This is a genomic window from Pseudomonas sp. RW409 (assembly GCF_003184125.1).
In the GTDB taxonomy this organism is placed as follows: Bacteria; Pseudomonadota; Gammaproteobacteria; order Pseudomonadales; family Pseudomonadaceae; genus Aquipseudomonas; species Aquipseudomonas chlororaphis_I.
Map to the genome: position 1 here is coordinate 573,381 of NZ_QHHP01000033.1, position 23,213 is coordinate 596,593.

The following is a 23,213-nucleotide window of genomic DNA, read 5'->3' on the forward strand; positions in this document are numbered from 1 at the left end:
GGTCAGGTGCATCGGCGGACTTGAGTGGTGGTGACGGGGTTAGGAGAACACATCTGCTTCTGTCAGCAGTTTGCCCGCCTGGTCTTTGGCCGAGAGTTTTGGCGCTTCATCGAGTTGCCAGTCGATGGCCAGGGTCGGATCGTCCCAGCGAATGCTACGCTCAGCCGACGGGGTGTAGTAGTCGGTGGTCTTGTAGAGGAATTCGGCGAACTCGCTCAGTACCACGAAGCCGTGGGCGAAACCTTCCGGCACCCAGAGTTGACGGTTGTTTTCAGCCGACAGGCGTACCGCCACCCACTTGCCGAAGTGCGGCGAGCTGCGACGGATATCCACCGCCACATCAAGCACCTCACCGGCGATGACTCGCACCAGTTTGCCTTGGGTATTTTCCAGCTGATAGTGCAGGCCGCGCAGTACACCTTTTTGGGAGCGGGAATGATTGTCCTGAACGAACTGGGTGTTCAGTCCGGTTGCCTCTGCAAAAGCCTTGGCATTGAAGCTTTCATAGAAAAAGCCTCGCTCGTCACCAAATACCTTGGGCTCAATGATCAGAACACCGGGCAGGTCGGTGGTGACTACATTCATGGGGTCTCTCCAGCAAAGTGAATTTGTTGTGGCCGTGGCCGGGTATTGTTCAATACGAATAGCTGCTTAGGCAATCAGGTCGCAGGTGTCGCTGAAACCCAGGCGTTGCCCTTGATAGCTGCCGTCCTGCACGTGCTGGCACCATTCCTGGTTGTCCAGGTACCACTGCACGGTCTTGCGCAGGCCGCTGGCGAAGGTTTCTTGCGGCACCCAGCCCAGTTCGCGCTCGATCTTGCCGGCGTCGATGGCGTAGCGCAGGTCGTGGCCGGGGCGGTCCTGGACGAAGGTGATCAGGTCGGCATAGTGCTGCACGCCTTCGGGCTTGCGTGGCGCCAGTTCTTCCAGCAGTTGGCAGATGCCGCGCACCACGTCGATGTTTGTCTGTTCGTTGTGGCCGCCGATGTTGTAGGTCTCGCCGACCACGCCTTCGGTCACCACCTTGAGCAGGGCGCGGGCGTGGTCTTCGACGAACAGCCAGTCGCGCACTTGCAGGCCGTTGCCATACACCGGCAGCGGTTTTCCGGCCAGGGCGTTGAGGATCACCAGCGGGATGAGTTTTTCCGGGAAGTGGAACGGCCCGTAGTTGTTCGAGCAGTTGGTCACCAGTACCGGCAGGCCGTAGGTGCGCTGCCAGGCGCGGACCAGATGGTCGGACGCAGCCTTGCTGGCGGAGTAGGGCGAGCTGGGGGCGTAGGGCGTGGTTTCGGTGAACAGGTCGTCGACGCCGTGCAGGTCGCCGTACACCTCGTCGGTGGAAATATGGTGGAAGCGGAAGGCGCTTTTCTCCGCCGTCGGCAGGGCCTGCCAATAGGCGCGGGTGGCTTCCAGCAGGCTGTAGGTGCCGACGATGTTGGTCTGGATGAAGTCCGACGGGCCGTCGATGGAGCGGTCGACATGGGACTCGGCGGCCAGGTGCATGATCGCCTGGGGCTGGAAGCGCTCGAGCAGGGCGCTGACGGTGGCCTGGTCGACGATGTCGGCCTGGACGAACTCGTAGCGGGTGTCGCTGGCGATACTCGACAGCGACTCCAGGTTGCCGGCGTAGGTCAGCTTGTCGAGGTTGAGCACTTCGTGTTCGGTGTTGCGGATCAGGTGGCGAACCAGCGCCGATCCAATAAAACCGGCACCGCCGGTAACGAGAATGCGCATATGTGTAGGCCTTCTTCCCTAAGACATGAAGTCGCGAATGGAGCATAGCTTGTCGGCAGCCAGCGGCCGCTGCAAGGGGCGCCGACGTCTGGCCCGGCTATTGGCATCCTGTTTAGCTTCCCGGCGACGGTGCAGCCCTTGTCGACTGCCCGGGCCTGGGGGTTGCGTAACGCCTGGCGCAGTGGCGATATACGCATCTGACAATAATTCCAGGGGTCGTTCCATGTTGCTCGCCACGTTGATTCACCGCGCCAGCCTGCCCGGTCCGCAGGTCACCCCACAGCAGGCGCTGGACCTGCTCGAAGTGCACTACGGCCTTGGCGGCACGCTGCAATCGTTGGGCAGCCAGCAGGATCTCAACTACCGGCTCGACAGCCCCCAGGGGCGGTTTGTCCTGAAGATCTGCCATGGCGACTACGCGGCCCTGGAACTGCAGGCCCAGCATGCGGCGCTCAAACACCTTGGCGCCCACCCCGAGCTGCACGTACCCCGGGTGATCCCGGCGAAGAACGGCGCCGACCTGCTGTCCCTGGACGTCGATGGCCAGGCGCTGCATGTGCGGCTGCTCGACTACATCGAAGGCCAGCCGCTGACCCACCTCAAGCACCTGGGCCCCGAGCTGGCAGCCGGCTTTGGTCGGCTGTGCGGGCAGATGGACCTGGCCCTGGCGGACTTCCAGCACCCAGGACTTACGCGCACCCTGCAATGGGACGCGCGTCATGCCCATAGCCTGATCAACCACCTGTTGCCGGTGATCGCCGATGAGCAGCAGCGCAGCCTGATCGCCGACGTGGCCGAGCAGGCCGAGCGCCGCGTGCAGCGCCTGGCCGAGCTGTTGCCGGTGCAGGCGATCCACCTGGACATCACCGACGACAACGTGGTCTGGCAGCGTGACGCCCAACGCCACTGGCAGGTGCAGGGGGTGATCGATTTCGGCGACCTGATCCGCACCTGGCGCATCACCGACCTGTCGGTGACCTGTGCGGCGTTGCTGCACCATGCCGAGGGCGATCCGTTCTGCATCCTGCCGGCGGTCCGCGCCTATCACGCGGTCAATCCGTTGCAGCAGGCCGAGCTGCTGGCGCTGTGGCCGCTGATCGTGGCCCGCGCCGCGGTGCTGGTGCTCAGTGGCGAACAGCAGGTGAGCATCGACCCGAACAATCAGTACAGCCGCGACAACCTGAACCACGAATGGGAGATCTTCCGCGTCGCCACCTCGGTGCCGTTCGAATTGATGGAAGCGGCGATCCTCGGGGCGGTCGGCCAGACGCTGCCGGCCATCGCCGGCGAAGGTTTCGCGCCGTTGTTGCCGGGCCTGGTGGGACGCGAGTTCGCCCTGATCGACCTGGGCGTGCTCAGCCCGCACTTTGAGGCCGGCAACTGGGAGCAGCCGGAGATCGATACCCAGCTGTTGCAGCAGGCCGCGGCGGCCCATGGGCTGGCGGCCAGTCGCTACGGGCAGTACCGCCTGTCCCGGACCTGCCCGGACAGTGCCGTCGAACCGGATACCTTCCCGTTGCATGTGCAGTTGCAGGTGCCGTCGGGCACGGCGGTCGAGGCGCCGTTTGCCGGGGTGCTGCACCGTGCTGCCGATGGTGCGTTGCGCCTCGACGGCCCACAATTGAGTGTACGGCTATGGGGCGTCACGCCCTCGGTGCATGCCGGCGCGGCGCTGGTCAAAGGCCAGGTGCTGGGGGCGGTGGACGGCGGGCTCAAGGTCCAGCTGTGCCGTGGCGCGCAGCTCGATCCGCCGCTGTTCTGTACGCCATCGCGAGCCGCAGCATGGCAGGCGCTGTGCCCGTCGCCGGCGGCGCTGCTGGGCCTGGCCTGCGACGCCGAGCCGGAGCTCGATCCGCAAGCCTTGCTGGCGCGACGCGAGGCCAGTTTCGCCCGTTCGCAGAAGCACTATTACGTCGACCCGCCACGCATCGAGCGCGGCTGGCGCAACCACCTGATCGACATGCAGGGCCGTTCCTATCTGGACATGCTCAACAACGTCGCGGTGCTCGGTCACGGTCATCCACGCATGGCCGCCGAGGCCGCGCGCCAGTGGTCGCTGCTCAACACCAACTCGCGCTTCCACTACGCGGCGATTGCCGAGTTCTCCGAGCGTCTGCTGGCGCTGGCGCCGGACTCCATGGACCGAGTGTTCCTGGTCAACAGCGGCAGCGAGGCCAACGACCTGGCGATCCGCCTGGCCTGGGCCTACAGCGGCGGGCGCGACATGCTCAGCGTGCTGGAGGCCTACCACGGCTGGACGGTGGGCGCGGACGCGGTGTCCACCTCGATCGCCGACAACCCCCAGGCCCTGAGCAGCCGCCCGGACTGGGTGCATCCGGTAACCGCGCCCAATACCTATCGCGGTGAGTTCCGCGGCCAGAACAGCACTCCGGACTACGTGCGCAGCGTCGAACACAACCTGGCCAAGCTGGCGGAGCAGAAGCGCCAGCTGGCCGGTTTCATCTGCGAGCCGGTGTATGGCAACGCCGGTGGCATCGCCCTGCCGCCGGGTTACCTGAAGCAGGTCTACGCCCTGGTCCGCGCCCAGGGCGGGGTGTGCATCGCCGACGAGGTGCAGGTCGGCTACGGGCGCATGGGCAAGTTCTTCTGGGGCTTCGAAGAGCAGGGCGTGGTGCCGGACATCATCACCATGGCCAAAGGCATGGGCAACGGCCAGCCGCTGGGGGCGGTGATCACCCGCCGGGAGATCGCCGAAGCGCTGGAGGCCGAAGGCTATTTCTTCTCCTCGGCCGGCGGCAGCCCGGTGAGTTGCCGGATCGGCATGGCGGTGCTCGACGTGATGCAGGAAGAAAAACTCTGGGAAAACGCCCAGGTGGTCGGCGGCCACTTCAAGCAGCGCCTGGAAGCCCTGATCGAGCGTTATCCGCTGGTGGGCGCGGTGCATGGCTCGGGGTTCTACCTGGGACTGGAGCTGATCCGCAATCGCCAGACCCTGGAGCCGGCCACGGAGGAGACCGCACTGCTGTGCGATCGCCTGCGCGAGCTGGGGATCTTCATGCAGCCCACCGGCGACTACCTGAACATCCTCAAGATCAAGCCGCCGATGGTCACCACGCGCCAGAGCGTCGACTTCTTTGTCGACATGTTGGCGAAGGTGCTGGACGAGGGGCTCTAAGCCCCTCGATCTCCTCGTACCCGGATCGCGAGCAAGCTCGCTCCTACAGGTTGGCGGCGTTCCTGTAGGAGCGAGCTTGCTCGCGATAGCGCCAGAACAGACAACCCCATCCCCAGAACGACCCGATAAATACCGATAAGAATCGGTATTTATCGGGTTTTATTTTTGAATTTATATTTTTATGACTTCTAAAGTCGATTTTTATCGGATATAAAGTCATCCCTGTCGGGACCCGGCCAAGCCGCGTCCGGCCTTGCCCTTTTCTGTCATCGGCCGATGCCACCATCGGTCCTTTGCTGCTGCCCAGGAGATGATTCATGAGCCGTATCGTTACCGTCGCCGCAACCCAGATGGCCTGTTCCTGGGACCTCGAAGCCAATATCGAGACCGCGGAAAAGCTGGTCCGCGAGGCCGCCGCCAAAGGCGCGCAGATCATCCTGATCCAGGAACTGTTCGAGACCCCGTACTTCTGCCAGAAGCCGAACCCGGACTACCTGCAGCTGGCCACCCCGGTGGAAGGCAACGCGGCCATCGCCCACTTCCAGAAGGTCGCCCGCGAGCTGCAAGTGGTGCTGCCGATCAGCTTCTTCGAGCTGGCCGGGCGTGCGCGTTTCAACAGCATCGCGATCATCGACGCCGACGGCAGCAACCTCGGGATTTATCGTAAAAGCCACATCCCGGACGGCCCTGGCTATCACGAAAAGTACTACTTCAATCCGGGCGACACCGGCTTCAAGGTGTGGAACACCCGTTACGCGAAAATCGGCGTGGGCATCTGCTGGGACCAGTGGTTCCCCGAGTGCGCCCGCAGCATGGCACTGCAAGGCGCACAGATTCTGTTCTACCCGACCGCCATCGGCAGCGAACCCCACGACAAGAGCATCTCGTCCCGCGACCACTGGCAGCGCGTGCAACAAGGCCACGCCGGCGCCAACCTGATGCCGCTGATCGCCAGCAACCGCATCGGCAACGAAGAGCAGGACGGCTACGACATCACCTTCTACGGCTCGTCGTTCATCGCCAACCCGTTCGGCGAGAAGGTTGAAGAACTGAACGAGACTGAAGAAGGTATTCTTGTCCACAGTTTCGACCTCGACGAGCTGGAACACATTCGCAGCGCCTGGGGTTCGTTCCGCGACCGTCGGCCGAACCTGTACAGCGCGATCAAAACCCTCGACGGTTCCCTGGAGTCCTGAACCCATGACCACTTTGCACAGCACCCCTCGCGCCGACGGCTTCTACATGCCAGCCGAGTGGGCGACGCAGACCCAGACCTGGATGATCTGGCCCGAGCGCCCGGACAACTGGCGCCTGGGCGGCAAGCCGGCGCAAGCCGCACACGTAGCGGTGGCCAAGGCCATCGCCCGCTTCGAACCGGTGACCGTGGCGGTCTCCGCGGGCCAGTATGAAAACGCCCGGGCACGCCTGGACGTGCCGAATATCCGCCTGGTGGAGATGTCCAGCGACGACGCCTGGGTCCGGGATACCGGCCCGACCTTCGTCATTAACGACAAGGGCGAAGTCCGTGGCGTGAACTGGGATTTCAACGCCTGGGGCGGTTTCGACGGCGGCCTGTATTCGCCGTGGAACCGTGACGCGCAGGTGGGCGGCAAGATCCTCGAGATCGAGCGCAGCCCGCGTTACCGCACCGAGGGCTTCGTGCTCGAAGGCGGCTCGATTCACGTCGACGGCGAAGGCACGGTGATCACCACCGAAGAGTGCCTGCTCAACCGCAATCGCAACCCGCACCTGAACCGTGCCGAGATCGAAGCGGTGCTCAGCGCCAACCTGGCGGTGGATAAGGTCATCTGGCTGCCGGACGGCCTGTACAACGACGAAACCGACGGCCATGTGGATAACTTCTGCTGCTACGTGCGCCCGGGCGAAGTGCTGCTGGCCTGGACCGACGACCCGCAGGACCCGAACTACCCACGCTGCCAGGCAGCACTGAAAGTGCTGCAAGACAGCACCGACGCCAAGGGTCGCCCGTTCACCGTGCACAAGATGCCGATTCCGGGGCCGTTGTATGCGACCGAAGAAGAGTGCGCGGGCGTCGACCCGGTGGACGGCACCCAGGAGCGTAATCCGTCGGTGCGCCTGGCCGGTTCCTATGTGAACTTCCTGATCGTCAACGGCGGCATCATCGCCCCGAGTTTCGACGACCCTCTGGATGCCCAGGCCAAGGAGATTCTGCAGAACCTGTTCCCGCAGCACGAAGTGGTGATGGTGCCGGGTCGCGAGTTGTTACTGGGGGGCGGAAATATCCATTGCCTTACCCAACAGCAACCGGCGCCGCACAAGGTTTGAGTGTTGTTGTAACAGCCTGTGACGCCTGATTGACGGGTTGTTACATGGATCCAATCCGGCGTCGCCCGGCAAGCCCGCAGCCCTGATGGACTGCGGGTTTTTTTGTATCCGAAAGCCAGCAATCACGGGACCTTGGCATAGCTCTTGTATCTCTCGCGAGGTCACTCTGAGGCCGGTGGAACTGCGATGTTCTGTCATAAACCTTGGATAAGTTAGCCGCTCACAAACCGGGAGAGAGCGCTGGAGATGAATAGGGTCAGCGAGCGGACTTCACATCCCTTGGCAATGAATAACGAATCGCTTCAGGTTCTGGCGCAATGGTTGAAGTCCAATGGAACGCGACAGGTCCGGGAAGCCGACCCGCGTCGGATGATCCTCGATCGTTACCCTGCTGGTTTGTTCAGCGAGGCGGAACTCGAAGCGTTGTGGGATGTGTTGGAAGGATAAGCAAACAACGGATTGGTAAAAGCGCTGCCCTGATGGCAGCGTTTTTTTTTGCGCGAATGTAGCCGCTGCCGCAGGCTGCGATAGGTCCGAAGGACCTCAAGCGGGCTCAAGAGCGGCGCCCGCTTCGCGGTCGATCGCAGCCTCGCGGTGCTCGGCAGCGGCTACAGGGTGTAATCCGATACTTCGGTACACGCGATCGTGTGTAGCCGCTGCCGCAGGCTGCGATAGGTCCGAAGGACCTCCAGCGAGCTCAAGAGCGGCGCCCGCTTCGCGGTCGATCGCAGCCTCGCGGTGCTCGGCAGCGGCTACAGGGTGCATCCGATAGTTCGGTACACGCGATCGGTGTAGCCGCTGCCGCAGGCTGCGATAGGTCCGAAGGACCTCCAGCGAGCTTAAGAGCAGCGCCCGCTTCGCGGTCGATCGCAGCCTCGCGGTGCTCGGCAGCGGCTACAGGGTGCAACCCGATAGTTCGGTACACGCGATCGTGTGTAGCCGCTGCCGAAGGCTGCGATAGGTCCGAAGGACCTCCAGCGGGCTCAAGAGCAGCGCCCGCTTCGCGGTCGATCGCAGCCTCGCGGTGCTCGGCAGCGGCTACAGGGTGCAATCCGATAGTACGGTACATGCGATCGTGTGTAGCCGCTGCCGCAGGCTGCGATAGGTCCGAAGGACCTCCAGCGGGCTCAAGAGCAGCGCCCGCTTCGCGGTCGATCGCAGCCTCGCGGTGCTCGGCAGCGGCTACAGGGTGCAACCCGATAGTTCGGTACACGCGATCGGTGTAGCCGCTGCCGCAGGCTGCGATAGGTCCGAAGGACCTCCAGCGAGCTCAAGAGCGGCGCCCGCTTCGCGGTCGATCGCAGCCTCGCGGTGCTCGGCAGCGGCTACAGGGTGTAATCCGATAGTTCGGTGCATGCGATCGGTGTAGCCGCTGCCGCAGGCTGCGATCGACGGCGCAGCCGGCGCCAGGCCGCCACTACGCTCACGCGATGGCTGGCCGTATCCATGGCTGCGTTTTAGAAGCTGTAGGTACCGGTCACCACCAGGCTGCGCGGGTCGCCGAACTGGATCTGCCCGGCGCTGGTAGCCGAGGAGTAGTAAGTGCGGTCGCTGATGTTGTTCAGCGCGGCCCGCAGGTCCCAGTCCTTCTGCCGGAAGCCGGCCAGGGCGTCCCAGCGGCCATAGCCCGGAAGCATCACGGTATTGGCGTTGTCGGCATAACGATCACCCACCAGGGTCAGGCCGGTCTCGGCGTACCAGCCCATTTCCGGTTTCCAGGTCACGAACAGGCTGCCGTTGCGCTTGGCCACGTTGTTCACCCGGTTACCTTCGTCACCGTTATTGCTCTTGACCACAGTCGCGTCCTGCAGGCCGATGCCACCGCGTATCGACCAGTTGCCGACGATCTTGCCGGCCGCGGTCAGTTCCACGCCGCGTGAGCGCTGCAGGCCGGTCAGCAGGATCACGTTTGGGTCTTCCACGCTGCGGCTGCGGCGGTTGTAGAGCTCCAGCTCATAGACCGCCAGGGTGGTGCTGAAGCGGTCGTCAAGCCAGTCGCTCTTGACCCCGATTTCCTTCTGCCGAGTGCGTTCGGGGCTCAGGTCGTTGGTGTTGCCGTTGGCGTTCGGGGTGATGCCGATCAGGCCTCCGCCGACGGGGGAGAAGCTCTTGCTCCAGGAGGCGTAGAAGGAATGGTTCTCCAGCGGAGTCCAGACCACACCCAGGCGCGGGCTGGTGCTGTGACTGTCGCGGTCGTCCTTGCGATCCAGAAGCTTGTTGTGGGTCTCGACGTTGAAGTTGTCGTAGCGCAGGCCGGCGAGCACTTGCCACTGATCGTTCAGGCGCAGCTGGTCCTGGACATAGACGGCGCGGCTTTCCACCTCGCTGTGGTTGTAACTGGACGCCACCATTTTCCCGGTATGGCGCAGGTTTTTATCCGGGTTGAACGGGTCCAGGGACGGCACGGCCTGGCCACTGGCGCTGACCGCCGCTGCGGTGTAGAGCTTCGGATCGCGTCGCTGGCTGCCCAGCTCGACACCCGTCAGCAGTCGGTGTTCGAGGCCGAAGGTATCGAAGGTGCCTTCGACTTCGAGGTTGTTGTAAATGTTGCGGGTGTTCAGGTCCTGCTGCCAGCGCTGGCGGTTCACCCGCTTGGTGCGGCTGTCGTAGCCGGTCTGGTAGGTGTTGTCGAAATCGCTGTTGAGCTTGAACAGGCTCAGGGTATGGCGCAGTTGCCAGTTGTCGTTCAGCTCGTAGCTGAGCTTGGAACGCAGGGACTGGGACTTGTCGTCGATGTAGTCGCGCTTGTCGCCGTAAGTGGTGTCGCGGCTCACGTCCGCCGGGCGCCCGTCGATCCCCGGGATGCCGCGGTCCGGCGTGCGGTTGTAGCGGCTGTATTCGTACTGCACCAGCCAGTTCAGGTCCGGCGTCAACTGCCAGCTCATGGACGGCGCGAACAGCTGGCGACTGCCACTGACGCCGTCGCGGAAGCTGTTGTTGTCCTGGTTGCCCATGTTCAGGCGCAGGCTGATGTTCTCGCTGGGGTCGGCGCTGAGGTCGGCATACAGGCTGCGCAGGTCTTCGCTGCCGCCTTTGACTTCGACGCTGGAGTGGCGGCCGAACTGCGGCAGCTTGCTCACCCGGTTGACGATCCCGCCCTGGCTGCCACGGCCGTAAAGCACCGCCGCCGGGCCCTTGAGCACCTCGATACGCTCGATGTTGTGCAGGTCGCGCACGTACTGGCTGTCGTCACGGACGCCGTCGAGGTAGAAGTCGTTGCTGGCGTCGAAGCCGCGAATGCGCAGGCTGTCGAAGCGAGTGTCGGCGCCGCTGCTGACGTTGGGAATGCCGCTCAGGGCCGTGCCCAGATCGTTGATGCCGTAGTCCAGCACGTTGCTGGTCTTCACCGAGTCGATGGCTTGCGGCACATAGCGCACCGGCGTGGCGGTGCGGGTCGCGGTGCTGACTTCCTTGACCCGTGGATCGTCGGCATCGACTTCTGCGCTGATGGCGGTGGCTGGCAGGGTGGTCGGGGCGGCGCAGGTGAAACCGGCCGTCAGCGAGGCGCAAAAGCCAAGGGTGAGGGGAGTCAGGCGGAAGGGGGCAGGCATGGAAAAACGCATCCAGAAGGGTGAAGGAAACAGTGGTCGCGAATGGTAATGCTTGCTATTTACTTTCGTTAATTATTCTTGGAAAGTTCCCTGGGCGGATTGTTTCAATTTGTGTCTTGATTGAAATGAAGTGGATACACGGCCGATTCGACCGATTCCCGAAACAGACTAAAAGCCATTCCAGCGTTTTTTCCTGTGGGCCACGGGCATAGTCTGCCGCCATCGAATTTATCGGCCTTTGTCCCGGAGCCTTGCATGTCGGCAGCGACCCTTCATTACATCTACGATCCTTTGTGCGGCTGGTGCTACGGCGCCAAGCCGCTGGTGCAGGCGGCCCAGGCGGTGCTGCCGGTGGTGGCCCATGGCGGCGGCATGATGACCGGGCGCAACTGCCAGCAGGTTTCGCCGCAACTGCGCGACTACGTCATGCCCCATGACCGGCGCATTGCCGAATACACCGGGCAGCCGTTCGGCGAGGCCTACTTCGAAGGTTTGCTGCGCGATCATTCGGCGGTCTTCGATTCGGCCCCGCCGATCGCCGCGGTCCTGGCGGCGCAGGCGCTCGCCGGGCGCGGCCTGGAATTGCTCGGACGCTTGCAGACGGCGCATTACGTCGAAGGGCGACGCATCGCCGATGTCGACGTACTGTTGGAGCTCGCCGAAGGCCTGGGCTTTGAGCGCGGCGAGTTCGAGGAAGCCTTCGAATACGCCGCGGCGAATAGCCTGGACGAGCACATCAAGGCCAGCCGCGCCTTGTTGGCCCGGGTCGGTGGCCAGGGTTTTCCGACCCTGGTGCTGGAACAGGACGGTCAGTTCAGGCTGATCGATATCAGCCCCTGGCTGGGCAAGCCGCAGGCGTTCGCCGAGTGGCTGAGCGAGGCCTTCGGTACGCCCGAGGTCGAGCTTTCACCGAGCCTGCAGGCCTGTGGCCTGGACGGTTGCGCCCTTTGAACCACCCACTTATTGACGGAGTCACCCATGGATAACCTGGCACTGATCAAAAGCACCTACGAAGGCGCCAACTCCCAGGAGAACGCGAAAAACACCGCCGCCGCCCTGGCCGCCGATGCGCGCTGGACCGAGGCGGCAGGCTTTCCCTACGCCGGCACCTACATCGGTTTCGATGCCGTGGTGGAGAATGTCTTCAAGCGCCTGGCCACCGAATGGGAAGGCTTTGCCTTCACCGTCGAGAACTATGTGGCCCAGGGCGACAAGGTGTTCGCCTACGGCAATTACAGCGGCGTCTATAAAGCCACGGGCAAACCGCTGAATGCCCGCGTGGCCCATTTGTGGACCCTCAAGGATGGCAAGGTCACGCACTTTGAACAGTTCGTCGACAGCCATACCGTGCAACTGGCCATCAAGGATCGTTAAGTTCTTAGACGATTTTCGCCTATTTTCAGACGATTCTTGAAATTGACACACTGTTCGGGGCGCAGATAGGATTCGCGCCAACGCCTGTGGCCAACGGCCATGACATTCAAATAATAAAAGGCCCGCCGCGATTCTTCGTGGGCGGGTCTTTTTGTTCTGGCCTGAAAAAAGAGCGCTTAAGCGCCGTTTCCAAGGAGCACCACAGCGCGTCATCAACCCGTAATAAGGAAAATAAAATGTTGAACAAGCGGATCGGTCTGATCGCACTGGGGATTCTGAGCAGTACTCAAGTTATGGCTAACGACCAGGCTGAGTCCAAGGGTTTTGTCGAGGACAGCAGCCTGAAAATCCTGCTGCGCAACGCCTACATCAATCGCGACAAGAAAAACGGTAACGATGACCAGCGCGAGTGGGGTCAAGCGGCCATTGGTACCTTCTCGTCGGGCTTCACCCAAGGCACCGTGGGCGTGGGCGTCGACGCCTTCGGCCTGTACGGCCTGCGCCTGGATAAAGGCAGCCACAGCGGCGGCCAGGGCATCGACTTCTTCAAGCCAAGCGAAGGCGGCAACAAGAGCCCGGCAGGCGACCTGGCCAAGGCCGGCGCCGCGGTCAAATTCCGCCTGTCCAACACCGTCCTGACCTACGGCGACCAGATGCCGGCCCTGCCGGTGCTGAGCTACGACAATGGCCGTCTGCTGCCGGAAAGCTACACCGGTACCCTGATCACCTCCAAAGAGATCAAGGGCCTGGAGCTGAACGCCGGTCGTTTCACCGCCGAATCGCGTAAAAGCGCCGAAGGCCGTGACAGCGGTGGCCTGAAGTCGATCAACGTATTGGGCGGCAGCTACCAGTTCACCGAACAGTTCAAGGGCTCGCTGTACGCTTCCGACGTCGAAGACGTGCTGAAGAAGCAGTACGTGAACCTGAACTACGTGTTCCCGCTGGCCACCGATCAGTCCCTGACCTTCGACTTCAACGGCTACCGCACCAAGCTGGACAAGTCCTACGCCGAGTTCAAAGAAGCAGGCGGCCAGGACAACAAAATCTGGAGCCTGGCAGCCACCTACGCCACCGGCCCGCACTCCTTCACCCTGGCGCACCAGCGCAGCACCGGCGACAGCAACCTGGGCTACGCCTACGGCGGCTACCAGAAAGAGCAGCACCGCGTGGGCGACGGTGGCAACACCATCTACCTGGCGAACTCCTACTGGTCCGACTTCAACGCTGAAGACGAGCGCAGCTGGCAGCTGGGCTACGGTCTGGACTTCGGCGCCTTCGGCGTACCGGGCCTGACCTACAACCTGGCTTACGTGCGTGGTGACAACATCACCTCCACCAACAGCGAGGGCCACACCACCACTGGCGGCACCGAGCGCGAAATTTTCAACCAGTTCAAGTACGTGGTCCAGAGCGGCCCGGCCAAGGACCTGAGCGTCAAGGTTCGTAGTTCGATCCTGCGCGTATCGCAGAAGTCCAGCGGCTACAACGACAGCGGTAACGAACTGCGTGTGTTCGTCGACTACCCGATCAACGTGTTCTGATGAATGCCTGATCGCGGCCTGATACCAGGCCAACAATAGAAAAAGCCCCGACTGGTTCGGGGCTTTTTTGTGGGCATTACCCCGTCCTGAATAGCACCGCGGCTCTCTGTAGCCGCTGCCGCCAGGCTGCGATCGGGCGCGAAGCGCCCGCGGATCGGAGAGCGGTTGTTGCTCAGTCCGAGTTGATCACCAATCGACGGGTTATTGCGCCTGAAAGCTCTGCAGATAAGCCAGCAGATTATCGATCTTCTCCTGATCGCTCAGCCCCCAGAAAATCATCCGCGTACCAGGCACCACCGCCTTCGGATCTTCCAGGTAGGCCACCAGCTTGTCGCGGGTCCAGACGATGCCGGACGACTTCATCGCATCGGAGTACTGATAGTCCGCCACGCTCCCCGCCGTGCGCCCGAAAATGCCATTGAGCTGCGGCCCGAAAGAGCTGCGCACCGAAGGCCCGATATTGTGGCAGCCGCCGCAAATGCGCTTGAACAGCTTGCCACCGGCCTCGGCATCGCCCACTGCTTCTGCCTGGGCGTGGAGCGACAGCAGGCTGAGCATCAGGGTCAAGGTCAGGGCGGCGGTTCTTTTCATGTTCGGCTCCGGATCGGGTGTGGCTTGTGGCAAAAGCGGGGGGGCTATTTGAGCATGGTTGGCGGGTGTTGGGGATGGCCATCAGGGGAAAGGGACGTGGTGGTGTCACAGCTCCCTGGCCCGGTGTCGCGTAGGGACCCGGCGCCGCACGTCCGTTGGGGCGCACTATACTTTTCAGAAGATTTGCCCCGGGGATAGAGGCAATGTTCCAGCAGGCTTGGGAGGAGGGTTAGGCATCGGTGTGGCGCTGCGGTTGGGCGACGTTGCGTTTGCACGGCCACAGAACAACCGGCACGGGATGACGAGAAAATGGCGATAGCAATCATCTTGGTTCTAGTCGTTGTCGCTTCAGTGCTGTTTCACCTGCTTGCTCCCTGGCAGATGACGCCGGCGGCCTCCAACTGGGGGTCGATAGACACCACGCTGCTGATCACCCTGGTCATCACCGGCATCTTTTTCATCGCCATCACGGTATTCATGGCCATCGCCGTGATTCGCTTCCGTCATCGGGAAGGTGTCCGGGCGCACTACCAGCCGGAAAGCAAGAAGCTGGAAGGGTGGCTGGTCATCCTCACCTCGCTGGGCATCATCGGCATGCTGGCGCCCGGCCTTGTGGTCTACAACGATTTCGTCCAGGTGCCGCAAGAGGCTACCCAGCTCGAAGTGGTTGCCCAGCAGTGGCAGTGGGCTTTTCGCTTTCCCGGACAGGACGGAAAACTCGGCAAGGCGGATGTTAAATGGATCGATCCCGGCAACCCCTTCGGTCTTGATCGCAACGATCCTGCGGGGCAGGACGATGTGCTGGTCATGAACAATGAAGTGCGCCTGCCCATCGATCGGCCGGTAAAAGTCCTGCTGCGGGCAAAGGATGTTCTGCACGATTTCTATGTTCCGCAGATGCGCGCAAAGATGGATATGGTGCCGGGCATGGTGTCCCACTTCTGGTTTACCCCGACCCGGCTCGGCAAGTTTGAAGTGCTGTGCGCCGAGTACTGTGGCCTGGGGCATTTCAATATGCGCGGCCATCTGATTGTCGAGGAGCAGGGCGCTTTCGACCAATGGTTCGCCAGCCAGCCGACCTTTGCCCAGACGCTGACGAGCGTCGCCACGCCAAGCCGGGACAGCCTGCTGGAAAAAGGTCGCCAACTGGTGGAAAGCCATGGCTGCCGCGCCTGCCATAGCCAGGACGGCAGCACCAGCCTGGGCCCGGGCTGGAAGGACCTGTACGGCCGCTCGGAACCGCTGGCCGATGGCAGCAGCGTCCAGGTCGACGAGGCCTACCTCAAGGAGTCGATTCTTAAGCCGCAGGCCAGGCTGGTCCAGGGATTCCCGCCGGTCATGGTGGCCTATACTTTCACCCAGGATGACCTGGCCGCCGTGGTGGCCTTCATCAAGTCGCTGAGTGCCGCGGGGCAGAACGGGCAAGGCCCAGCGGGCGCACAGGATGAGCTGGCGGTGCAGGGACAGCGGCTGGCCGAATCGCTGGGTTGCCTGGCCTGCCACAGTGTCGATGGCAGCCAGGGTATCGGCCCGAGCTGGCAGGGTTTGTACGGCAAGACGGAAACCCTGGCCGATGGTTCTCAGATCAAGGTCGATGAGGGCTACCTGAAGGATTCCGTGCGCCAACCTGGCGCTGCGATCGTCAAGGGTTATGCCGCAGTGATGCCGACCTTTACCCCCAATGACAAGGAACTGGACGCTCTGATCGCCTTCATCAAGTCGAAAGCTGCTGTCGACGCGGATGCCGGCAAGGTGGAATCGGGCAAGTCGCCGTAAATAGCCGGAAATGCTCCGAAACTTAGCGGAGGATGACCTGATGGCTTATGTCGAGCACGCAGAAACAGAAGTCCTGCACGAACCGAAGAGCTTCTTCACGCGCTATATCTGGAGCCAGGACCACAAGGTCATCGCTATCCAGTATTCCTTGACGGCGATATCCGTGGGGCTCGTCGCCCTGGTGCTGTCCGGCCTGATGCGCATGCAGATCGGCTTTCCCGGCAGCCTCGAGTTCATGGATGCCAGCACCTATTATCAGGCGATGACCATGCACGGCATGATCATGGTCATCTACCTGCTGACGGCGCTGTTCCTGGGCGGCTTCGGCAACTATCTGATTCCGCTGATGGTGGGCGCCCGGGACATGGTCTTCCCCTACGTCAACATGCTGAGCTTCTGGTTCTACCTGCTCTCGGTCCTGGTGCTGCTTTCCAGCTTCTTCGTCCCGGGCGGGCCCACCGGGGCGGGCTGGACACTCTATCCGCCGCAATCGATCACCCAGGGCACCCCGGGAACCGAATGGGGCATCGTGTTGATGCTGGTGTCGCTGGCGATCTTCATCGTCGCCGCCACCATGGGCGGGCTGAACTACGTGACCACGGTGCTGCAGGCACGCACTCGCGGCATGACGCTGTTTCGCATGCCGCTCTCCGTCTGGGGCATCTTCATGGCCTCGATCCTGGCCCTGCTGGCCTTTCCCGCCTTGTTCGTCAGCGCCGTGATGATGCTGTTCGACAAGCTGCTGGGCACCAGCTTCTTCATGCCGGCGGTGATCTCGATGGGGCAGCAGCTCGCGCACCAGGGCGGCAGCCCGATACTGTTCCAGCACCTGTTCTGGTTCTTCGGCCATCCGGAGGTCTACATCGTCGCCCTCCCGGCGTTCGGCCTGGTCTCCGACCTGATCAGCACCCATGCGCGCAAGAACATCTTCGGTTACCGCATGATGGTGTGGGCCATCGTCGCCATCGGCGTGTTGAGCTTCGTGGTCTGGGCGCACCACATGTACGTCAGCGGGATGAACCCGTACTTCGGCTTCTTTTTCGCCGCCACCACCTTGATCATCGCCGTGCCGACCGCGCTGAAAGTCTACAACTGGGTGCTGACCCTGTGGCATGGCGACATCCATCTGACGGTGCCGATGCTGTTCGCCCTGGCCTTTATCGTCACCTTCCTGGTCGGTGGGCTCACCGGCTTGTTTCTCGGCAACGTGATTGTGGATATCCCGCTGTCGGACACCTATTTCGTGGTGGCCCACTTCCATATGGTGATGGGGGTGGCGCCGATCCTGGTGATATTTGGCGCCATCTATCACTGGTTTCCGAAGATCACCGGGCGCCTGATGAACGACACCCTGGGCAAGCTGCATTTCTGGATAACCTTCCTGGGGACCTACTGCATCTACTTCCCCATGCACTACCTGGGGCTACTGGGCATGCCCCGGCGCTATTACGCCTGGCAGAACTACGACTTCATCCCGCAATCGGCGCAGCAACTGAATGCGTTCATCACCGTTGTCGCACTGACGGTCGGGGTATGCCAGCTGCTGTTCCTCTTCAACCTGGCCTGGAGTGCCTTCAAAGGCAAGCCGGCGGGCCCGAACCCATGGGGGGCGGCGAGCCTGGAATGGCAGACGCCGGACACCCCGCCCGTCCATGGCAACTGGGGGCCGGAGCTGCCGGTGGTGCACCGTTGGGCCTATGACTACAGCGTGCCCGGGATAGAGCAGGACTTCGTGCCACAGACGGTCTCTGCCCAGGAGCTGGAGCAGATGAGGCAGCGCTGTGCAGAAGCCAGGGCCGCGAGCGAAAGACCATGAACGGGCCGCTATTGAAAAACACCGAAAGCGCCGGCTCCGGAGGCCGTTGGAGCCAACCCCCCGGCACCTCTCGGGTACCGGAAGGCTTCGATAGGGCGAAAGCCGCAAAAGTGGGCCTGCGCGTGTTCCTGGGGGTGGTGACCTCGCTGTTCCTGTTGTTCTTGCTGGCCTTCATCGCACGTTCGCAAATGGCCGACTGGCAGCCCCTGACCGACCCGTTGGCGCCGCTGGCCAGTGCCCGGCAACTCTGGCTGAACACGATCCTGCTGGTGCTGGGCAGTGTCAGCCTGCAGTGGGCGCGACTGGCCGCCCGGCGGGGCGCGTTGAGCGGGACCCGCCTCGGCTTCACCCTGGGCGGCGTCTTTGCGATCGCCTTTATCGGGGGGCAACTCTGGGTCTGGAAGCAGTTCGTCGACTGGGGTTATTTCGTCTCCGCTAATCCGGCCAACAGCTTTTTCTATCTGCTGACCGGCGTGCACGGGCTGCATCTACTGGGAGGCCTGGTGGCCTGGGGCACCGTCGGCGCCCGGTTCCTGCGACGGGTTGCGCTGTCGCAACTGGCCTCCAGCGTGGAGCTCTGCGCGATCTATTGGCATTACCTGCTGGGGCTCTGGATCGTCCTCTTCTTCCTGCTGACCAGCACGCCGGAAACCTATCAAGCCATCGCCGCGTTCTGCGGCCTGAGGTGAAGCCATGGCATTGCCCTCAGCAACCCCTCCGGAAGATCCCGTCCCGCCCCCACCCGATACGCTGGTAGCGGGGTGGAAGAGCATCGCCACCGACTGGGCCTCGGATCAGGATGTGTTCAAGCGGGTGCCCTGGGGCAAGGCGATGATGTGGATCTTCCTGCTCAGCGACACCTTCATCTTCACCTGCTTCCTGACCGGCTACATGTCGGTGCGCATGAGTGCCACCGCCCCCTGGCCGAACCCCAGCGAAGTGTTCGCCCTGACCATCGGTGGCGTTGAAATCCCGTTGATCCTGATCGCCATCATGACCTTCGTGCTGATCAGCAGCAGCGGCACCATGGCCATGGCCGTGAACTTCGCCTATCGCCGTGTACGCGGCAAATGCGCGGCCCTGATGCTGGCTACCGCGGCCTTCGGGGCGACCTTTGTCAGCATGCAGGCGTTCGAGTGGAGCAAGCTCATCGCCGAAGGCGTACGCCCCTGGTCGAACCCCATGGGCGCCGCGCAATTCGGTGCCAGCTTTTTCATGATCACCGGATTCCACGGGCTGCATGTATCGATCGGCGTCATTTATCTGTGCATCGTCGCCTTCAAGGTATTGCGCGGTGACTACGAGCGCTCCGGCAACTATCAGATCGTCGAGATCGCCGGGCTGTACTGGCACTTCGTGGACCTGGTGTGGGTATTTATCTTCGCTTTCTTCTACTTATGGTGAGCCCGCAGAGGAGTACCGGCGATGGCACATGCACAAGGTCAACAGCATCCAGTGAGCTTGTACCTGAAGATCTGGGGGCTGTTGTTCGTACTCAGTACCCTGTCCTACCTGGTCGACTACTTTCACTTCCAGGGCTATTTCAGGTGGTCGCTGATCCTGGTCCTCATGCTGTTGAAGGCGGGCCTGATCGTTTCCATCTTCATGCACATGGCGTGGGAACGCCTGGCGATGGTCTACGCCATACTCGTCCCGCCCTTGTGTCTGCTGGTGCTGGTGGGCCTGATGGCAGCCGAGGCGGATTACGTGTTTTCCACCCGGGGGATTTTCCTCGGGCAATGACCTGCTTCCGCCTCCGGCGTTCAACGGCGTTCTATATCGTTCGCTTGAACTGATGCCATTTCTGCAGCCAGGCCACTACCCAGTGAGGGGCTGCTGCGCCGGTTCCGGCGACCTGCAGCTGTGGGTGATGGCTGATGACCCGATCCAGGACAGCTTCCTGAGCGGGTTCCACATCCACGAAGAAGATGTGCTCGCCGTCCCTTACCGTCTTTTTCAAATTGCTGAAATGGGCATTGGGTACCTGGATACCAAAGAAACCGCCTTCCCAGATACAGAAGCCCAGGATCACGATCGCCAGGAAGATGAACGGCACCCAGCCGGCCGCGGACTCGGTCCAACCTGCCAGATAGGCACCGAGCAGTACCAATGCCGCGAGCGGTATGCCAATGACCGCGCCAATCTCACCGGAGTGAACGACATCCTGCTTCATGAGTGAGTTCACATCATGCAGGTGATGCTGCTCGACATCCGCATCCCGGTCGCTGAGCACATGAATCTGCTCGGTACTGATGCCGCTGGCTTCCAGTTCGCTTTCAACGGTTTCCAGCTCGTCGAGATTATCGCTGATGTAAAAGTGCCGGTTCATGAGTCACCTCCTACTTCATCGTCGCAGAGGCCCCCATTTTTTCTGCAGTCGTTATCTGAAATTCCAGACCGGTTTTCCTGCCGCCCTGGATAACACCGCACGCTTGTCGCTAGCTAAAAAAGTATAGCACCACCCTCCGCAACGCCTTGCCGGCCGGGGGCTGCGGGCACATAGGGCAATCTGAGGGGGGTGAGTCCTTCTGTTCGAATTGGCCTGGTGAAGTGGGTATTAGCAGTCGGTGCCCGCTGTCTCGGGAGGCAGGGACATTAGCCCAGAAACAACAAAGCCCTCGCAACGATGCGAGGGCTTTGTTTTGTAGGGTGCCGCACCGGGAGTCGCAGCCAGACACTGCTTATGCAGTGTCTGCCTCAGCGCTCACCTGGCGATTTGTTACTTGCTCAGTTTGACCGCCAGTTGTGCCACGTACTGGCCCTGGTGACGAGCGATGTCCAATTCACGAGCATCAGGCTGGCGAGAGCCGTCACCACCGGCAATGGTGGATGCGCCATAAGGCGTGCCACCGCCGACACTGGAAGTGTCGAACAAGGCTGGCGAGCTATAACCGATGGGCACAATGATCATGCCGTGGTGAGCCAGGGTGGTCCACGTGGAGGCAATGGTCATCTCCTGGCCACCACCCGTACCCGTCGAGGTGAATACACTGGCGAGCTTGCCAACCAGCCCACCCTTGGCCCACAGCCCGCCGGTCTGGTCGAGGAAGTTGCGCATCTGGCCGGACATATTGCCGAAGCGGGTCGGGGTACCCAGGATGATTGCGTCGTAGTCGCCCAGCTCGCCTGGTGTGGCCACCGGAGCGCTCTGATCCACTTTCCCATGGGCAGCCTTGAAGGCTTCCGGGTCCATGGTTTCGGGTACGCGTTTGAGAGTGACCTCGACCCCGGGAACGCTCCGGGCACCTTCCGACACGCTCTGGGCCATTGTTTCGATATGACCGTACATCGAATGATAAAGAACCAATACCTTAGCCATGCGTACTTCCTCTTGAGGTGTGTTTTGAGCTGACTGACTGCCTGTTAAATAGGCGATCAGATTAGTTATCCATCCCACCGTTTCACCCTGCATCTGCGTGAGTCGTGGCGCATGATCGATCTAATTGGCTTCTGTGAATATGAGAAAATATCGAACGGGATGTTCGAGAAAATTGATCGTTGTAAAACAACGATGACTGATGGGGGCGACTGTTCTTTTATGAACAGGTCATGAATGTTTTTACTTTCTGCGGCAGGAGTGCGTTTTTAATTGATTGAAATATATAAGGAATATATTTGGATTAAATAACTGATAGCCCCCTTGATAGGGGCTTGGAGAGCGGCGTGGTACTGAAGGAAATTTGAAAGCGAGGAGGGATGTCGGGCAAGGCTCTATGAAAGACTCAGAATCGCCCACTGATACCCAACAGTGGCCCCTTCTGGACAATGTCGTAGACAAAACCGTCATGGCGATAATTCACCCCCATGGCCCGGTAACCGGCCACCGCGGAAAAGCCGGGCAAGAACTCCCAGCCCGCCAGTGCGGCCAGATCCCAGTCTTCCCGGGACTGCCCGGCACCCACCATGCCCCAGGATGACAACCAGAATCGGTCGTTCACGGCATAGTGCCCACGCAGCCCCACCATGGCGTCCGCCCAGGTAGCCTGGTCGGACCCGGACAGGCCGCCAGCAGGTCCACCATGCAGGGTGATGGCGGTGCTGCTGTACCAGACGCGCACGCCGCCCGCGACGTCCAACCGATGATTGTCATCCCCCAACACGGTATATCCGCCCCCCAGGAATCCGGAAGCCGTCTTGCTTTCCACCTCAAGCTTGGACGCCGGAGCGCCCGCTGGTAGACGGTTGCGGGTATCGGTGTCGATGTACATCAAGTCGGCGAGCACGCTGTAGGGGCCGCGCCGCGCCTCGCCCATCAGCATCACCGACATATCGACAGTGCGCGCGATGTCCGAGAAATCGGACTTTATAAACTGCGTCCCGGTGCTACGGTGGCCCACGTGTCCACGGATCCCGGCGCCCCACAGGTAAGGCCCGCCGTTGAACTGCCAACTGTCATCGTCTGCTGCCATGGCCACGATCGGCAGGCTGGAGCCGGCGGCCGTGAAGGCGCTGACCAGCAGAGCCAGGCGGGCATGCCTGAGCCGTGACGATGAACGGGGGTGATCACTGTGCATCATGGTGTTTCTCCGATCAGTGCTGGGTCAGCGCGAGCGCCACATCCTCGGCCCCACAGTCTTGTGTAGGCTTCAGACCGGCCTTCTGAGCCGCCTTGACCTCTTCCTTCGCCGCCGCCAGGTCCGCCAGGAACGCCGGATTGCTGTGCAGGCTCGCCACCGTGGCGGCCCCCATGATGCGGCCGGCATCCACGTCGCTCTGCCAGTGTGCGTCGCAGATCACCCGGCTCTGGCCGTATGCCAGGCCACGGGTCATCAATTCGGTGGCGCGGGCAGGATTGATCTCGGCCAGGACCAGGCCCCAGGCCCAGCCCGCAGCGGAGTGGCCGGACGGCCAGGAACCATCCGTGCGCAGCAGTGGCTCCATGTCCTTGCGGCACGTGCCTTCGTTGTGCACCACGAAGGGGCGGGTACGGTTGTAGGCATTCTTCCCGGCGTAGGTGGAGCCGCCTGCATCCGTCAGGGTGCGCTGCATCAACGTATAGAGATGAGGCGTGTCTTTTTCGCTGATCTGGGTGCCCAGCGCGCAGGAGAAGGTATGCGCCGGGCCCGGGAATGACAGTTCCGCGTCCGTTGCCGCAAGTTTCTCCCGGACCGAGCCACGCAGCGCCAGCGCGGCACGGCGTGCTTCCTCGTCCCGTGCCAGCGCCGCAGAGTCAGGTTTGGGTGGGGCGCCGAGCAACGCCAGGCGCACTGGCAATTCGGCCGGGGCGAGATAGCCTGGAGCCAGCTTGAAATGAGGGTCCGTGACGGTCGTGGTGGCATCCTCGGCAAGTACCAGCCCCGACCAGAGCAAGCCGGCCAGGGACAGCGTCACCCCCCAGGGTTCATGTACTTTTTTCATCGACTGCTTCCTTCTTTATGTCGCACACG

The 23,213-nt window shown here is 62.1% G+C and carries 21 protein-coding genes; 12 read left to right on the forward strand and 9 right to left on the reverse strand.

Translation table 11 applies throughout. The annotated features are described in order from the left end of the window. Positions 1-39 precede the first annotated feature (39 nt). Positions 40-585 carry a dTDP-4-dehydrorhamnose 3,5-epimerase gene (rfbC, locus tag DK261_RS15850; protein WP_038630375.1) on the reverse strand — a complete coding sequence of 182 codons (546 nt, stop codon included), beginning with the start codon at positions 583-585 and terminating at the stop codon, positions 40-42. 66 nt (positions 586-651) lie between these two features. Beyond that, a complete protein-coding gene (gene rfbB / locus DK261_RS15855) occupies positions 652-1,734 on the reverse strand; it encodes a dTDP-glucose 4,6-dehydratase (RefSeq protein WP_110175961.1) in 1,083 nt (360 codons plus the stop codon). 223 nt (positions 1,735-1,957) lie between these two features. Here rfbB and DK261_RS15860 point away from each other — a divergent pair, with 223 nt between their 5' ends. Beyond that, positions 1,958-4,870, forward strand: coding sequence for an aminotransferase (locus DK261_RS15860; RefSeq protein ID WP_110175962.1), 2,913 nt, complete (start codon positions 1,958-1,960; stop codon positions 4,868-4,870). A 43-nt stretch (positions 4,871-4,913) separates the two neighbouring features. Here DK261_RS15860 and DK261_RS32880 read toward each other — a convergent pair whose 3' ends face one another. Continuing rightward, complete coding sequence (locus tag DK261_RS32880; protein ID WP_146218534.1) at positions 4,914-5,189, reverse strand: hypothetical protein; 276 nt, start codon at positions 5,187-5,189, stop codon at positions 4,914-4,916. Here DK261_RS32880 and aguB point away from each other — a divergent pair. The 3 genes from aguB (at position 5,188) to DK261_RS15875 (ending at position 7,624) form a co-directional block, all read left to right on the forward strand. Further along, positions 5,188-6,066 carry an N-carbamoylputrescine amidase gene (gene aguB, locus DK261_RS15865; protein WP_081362955.1) on the forward strand — a complete coding sequence of 293 codons (879 nt, stop codon included), beginning with the start codon at positions 5,188-5,190 and terminating at the stop codon, positions 6,064-6,066. The two genes, DK261_RS32880 and aguB, sit on opposite strands and share 2 nt — an antisense overlap. Before the next feature lie 4 nt (positions 6,067-6,070). Next, a complete protein-coding gene (aguA, locus tag DK261_RS15870; protein ID WP_038630379.1) occupies positions 6,071-7,177 on the forward strand; it encodes an agmatine deiminase in 1,107 nt (368 codons plus the stop codon). Between the two features lie 246 nt (positions 7,178-7,423). Next, complete coding sequence (locus DK261_RS15875) at positions 7,424-7,624, forward strand: hypothetical protein (protein WP_038630380.1); 201 nt, start codon at positions 7,424-7,426, stop codon at positions 7,622-7,624. A gap of 1,010 nt (positions 7,625-8,634) precedes the next feature. Here the strand turns inward: DK261_RS15875 and DK261_RS15880 are convergent. Next, on the reverse strand, positions 8,635-10,728 hold the full coding sequence (locus DK261_RS15880; RefSeq protein WP_103331248.1) for a TonB-dependent siderophore receptor: 2,094 nt from the start codon (positions 10,726-10,728) through the stop codon (positions 8,635-8,637). A 255-nt stretch (positions 10,729-10,983) separates the two neighbouring features. On the opposite strand from DK261_RS15880, the gene DK261_RS15885 reads away from it, so the two are divergent. The 3 genes from DK261_RS15885 (at position 10,984) to DK261_RS15895 (ending at position 13,643) form a co-directional block, all read left to right on the forward strand. Further along, on the forward strand, positions 10,984-11,679 hold the full coding sequence (locus DK261_RS15885) for a DsbA family protein (RefSeq protein WP_110175963.1): 696 nt from the start codon (positions 10,984-10,986) through the stop codon (positions 11,677-11,679). 27 nt (positions 11,680-11,706) lie between these two features. Further along, positions 11,707-12,102 (forward strand): nuclear transport factor 2 family protein, encoded by a 396-nt coding sequence (locus tag DK261_RS15890; protein WP_009046492.1) that lies wholly within the window; start codon positions 11,707-11,709, stop codon positions 12,100-12,102. A 236-nt stretch (positions 12,103-12,338) separates the two neighbouring features. Then, entirely contained in the window at positions 12,339-13,643 is a 1,305-nt protein-coding gene (locus DK261_RS15895) for an OprD family porin (RefSeq protein WP_025808389.1), read from the forward strand. A gap of 201 nt (positions 13,644-13,844) precedes the next feature. Here DK261_RS15895 and DK261_RS15900 read toward each other — a convergent pair whose 3' ends face one another. Then, complete coding sequence (locus tag DK261_RS15900) at positions 13,845-14,234, reverse strand: cytochrome c family protein (RefSeq protein WP_038582947.1); 390 nt, start codon at positions 14,232-14,234, stop codon at positions 13,845-13,847. Positions 14,235-14,543: 309 nt separating this feature from the next. On the opposite strand from DK261_RS15900, the gene DK261_RS15905 reads away from it, so the two are divergent. From DK261_RS15905 to DK261_RS15925, 5 genes are read left to right on the forward strand one after another with little or no spacing between them, the layout of a single operon-like run. Continuing rightward, a complete protein-coding gene (locus DK261_RS15905; protein ID WP_101281667.1) occupies positions 14,544-16,010 on the forward strand; it encodes a cytochrome c oxidase subunit II in 1,467 nt (488 codons plus the stop codon). A 40-nt stretch (positions 16,011-16,050) separates the two neighbouring features. Further along, on the forward strand, positions 16,051-17,826 hold the full coding sequence (gene ctaD, locus DK261_RS15910) for a cytochrome c oxidase subunit I (protein WP_101281668.1): 1,776 nt from the start codon (positions 16,051-16,053) through the stop codon (positions 17,824-17,826). Then, a complete protein-coding gene (locus tag DK261_RS15915) occupies positions 17,823-18,515 on the forward strand; it encodes a cytochrome c oxidase subunit 3 (protein ID WP_101281669.1) in 693 nt (230 codons plus the stop codon). Before ctaD ends, DK261_RS15915 begins: the two co-directional genes overlap by 4 nt. Positions 18,516-18,519: 4 nt before the next feature. After that, complete coding sequence (locus DK261_RS15920; RefSeq protein ID WP_029526346.1) at positions 18,520-19,230, forward strand: heme-copper oxidase subunit III family protein; 711 nt, start codon at positions 18,520-18,522, stop codon at positions 19,228-19,230. 21 nt (positions 19,231-19,251) lie between these two features. Next, positions 19,252-19,569 carry a cytochrome C oxidase subunit IV family protein gene (locus DK261_RS15925; RefSeq protein ID WP_016702591.1) on the forward strand — a complete coding sequence of 106 codons (318 nt, stop codon included), beginning with the start codon at positions 19,252-19,254 and terminating at the stop codon, positions 19,567-19,569. A 31-nt stretch (positions 19,570-19,600) separates the two neighbouring features. Here DK261_RS15925 and DK261_RS15930 read toward each other — a convergent pair whose 3' ends face one another. From DK261_RS15930 to DK261_RS15945, 4 genes are all read right to left on the reverse strand, one after another. Beyond that, positions 19,601-20,155, reverse strand: coding sequence for a hypothetical protein (locus DK261_RS15930; protein ID WP_009046500.1), 555 nt, complete (start codon positions 20,153-20,155; stop codon positions 19,601-19,603). Positions 20,156-20,545: 390 nt separating this feature from the next. Continuing rightward, a complete protein-coding gene (gene wrbA, locus DK261_RS15935; RefSeq protein ID WP_009046501.1) occupies positions 20,546-21,145 on the reverse strand; it encodes an NAD(P)H:quinone oxidoreductase in 600 nt (199 codons plus the stop codon). A gap of 403 nt (positions 21,146-21,548) precedes the next feature. Next, the gene (locus tag DK261_RS15940) at positions 21,549-22,343 is read right to left on the reverse strand and encodes a hypothetical protein (RefSeq protein ID WP_016702593.1); all 795 of its coding nucleotides are present in this window, start codon (positions 22,341-22,343) and stop codon (positions 21,549-21,551) included. Between the two features lie 13 nt (positions 22,344-22,356). Next, positions 22,357-23,184, reverse strand: a complete 828-nt coding sequence (locus tag DK261_RS15945) for a phosphatase PAP2 family protein (protein ID WP_110175964.1) — start codon at positions 23,182-23,184, stop codon at positions 22,357-22,359. Positions 23,185-23,213: the final 29 nt, after the last annotated feature.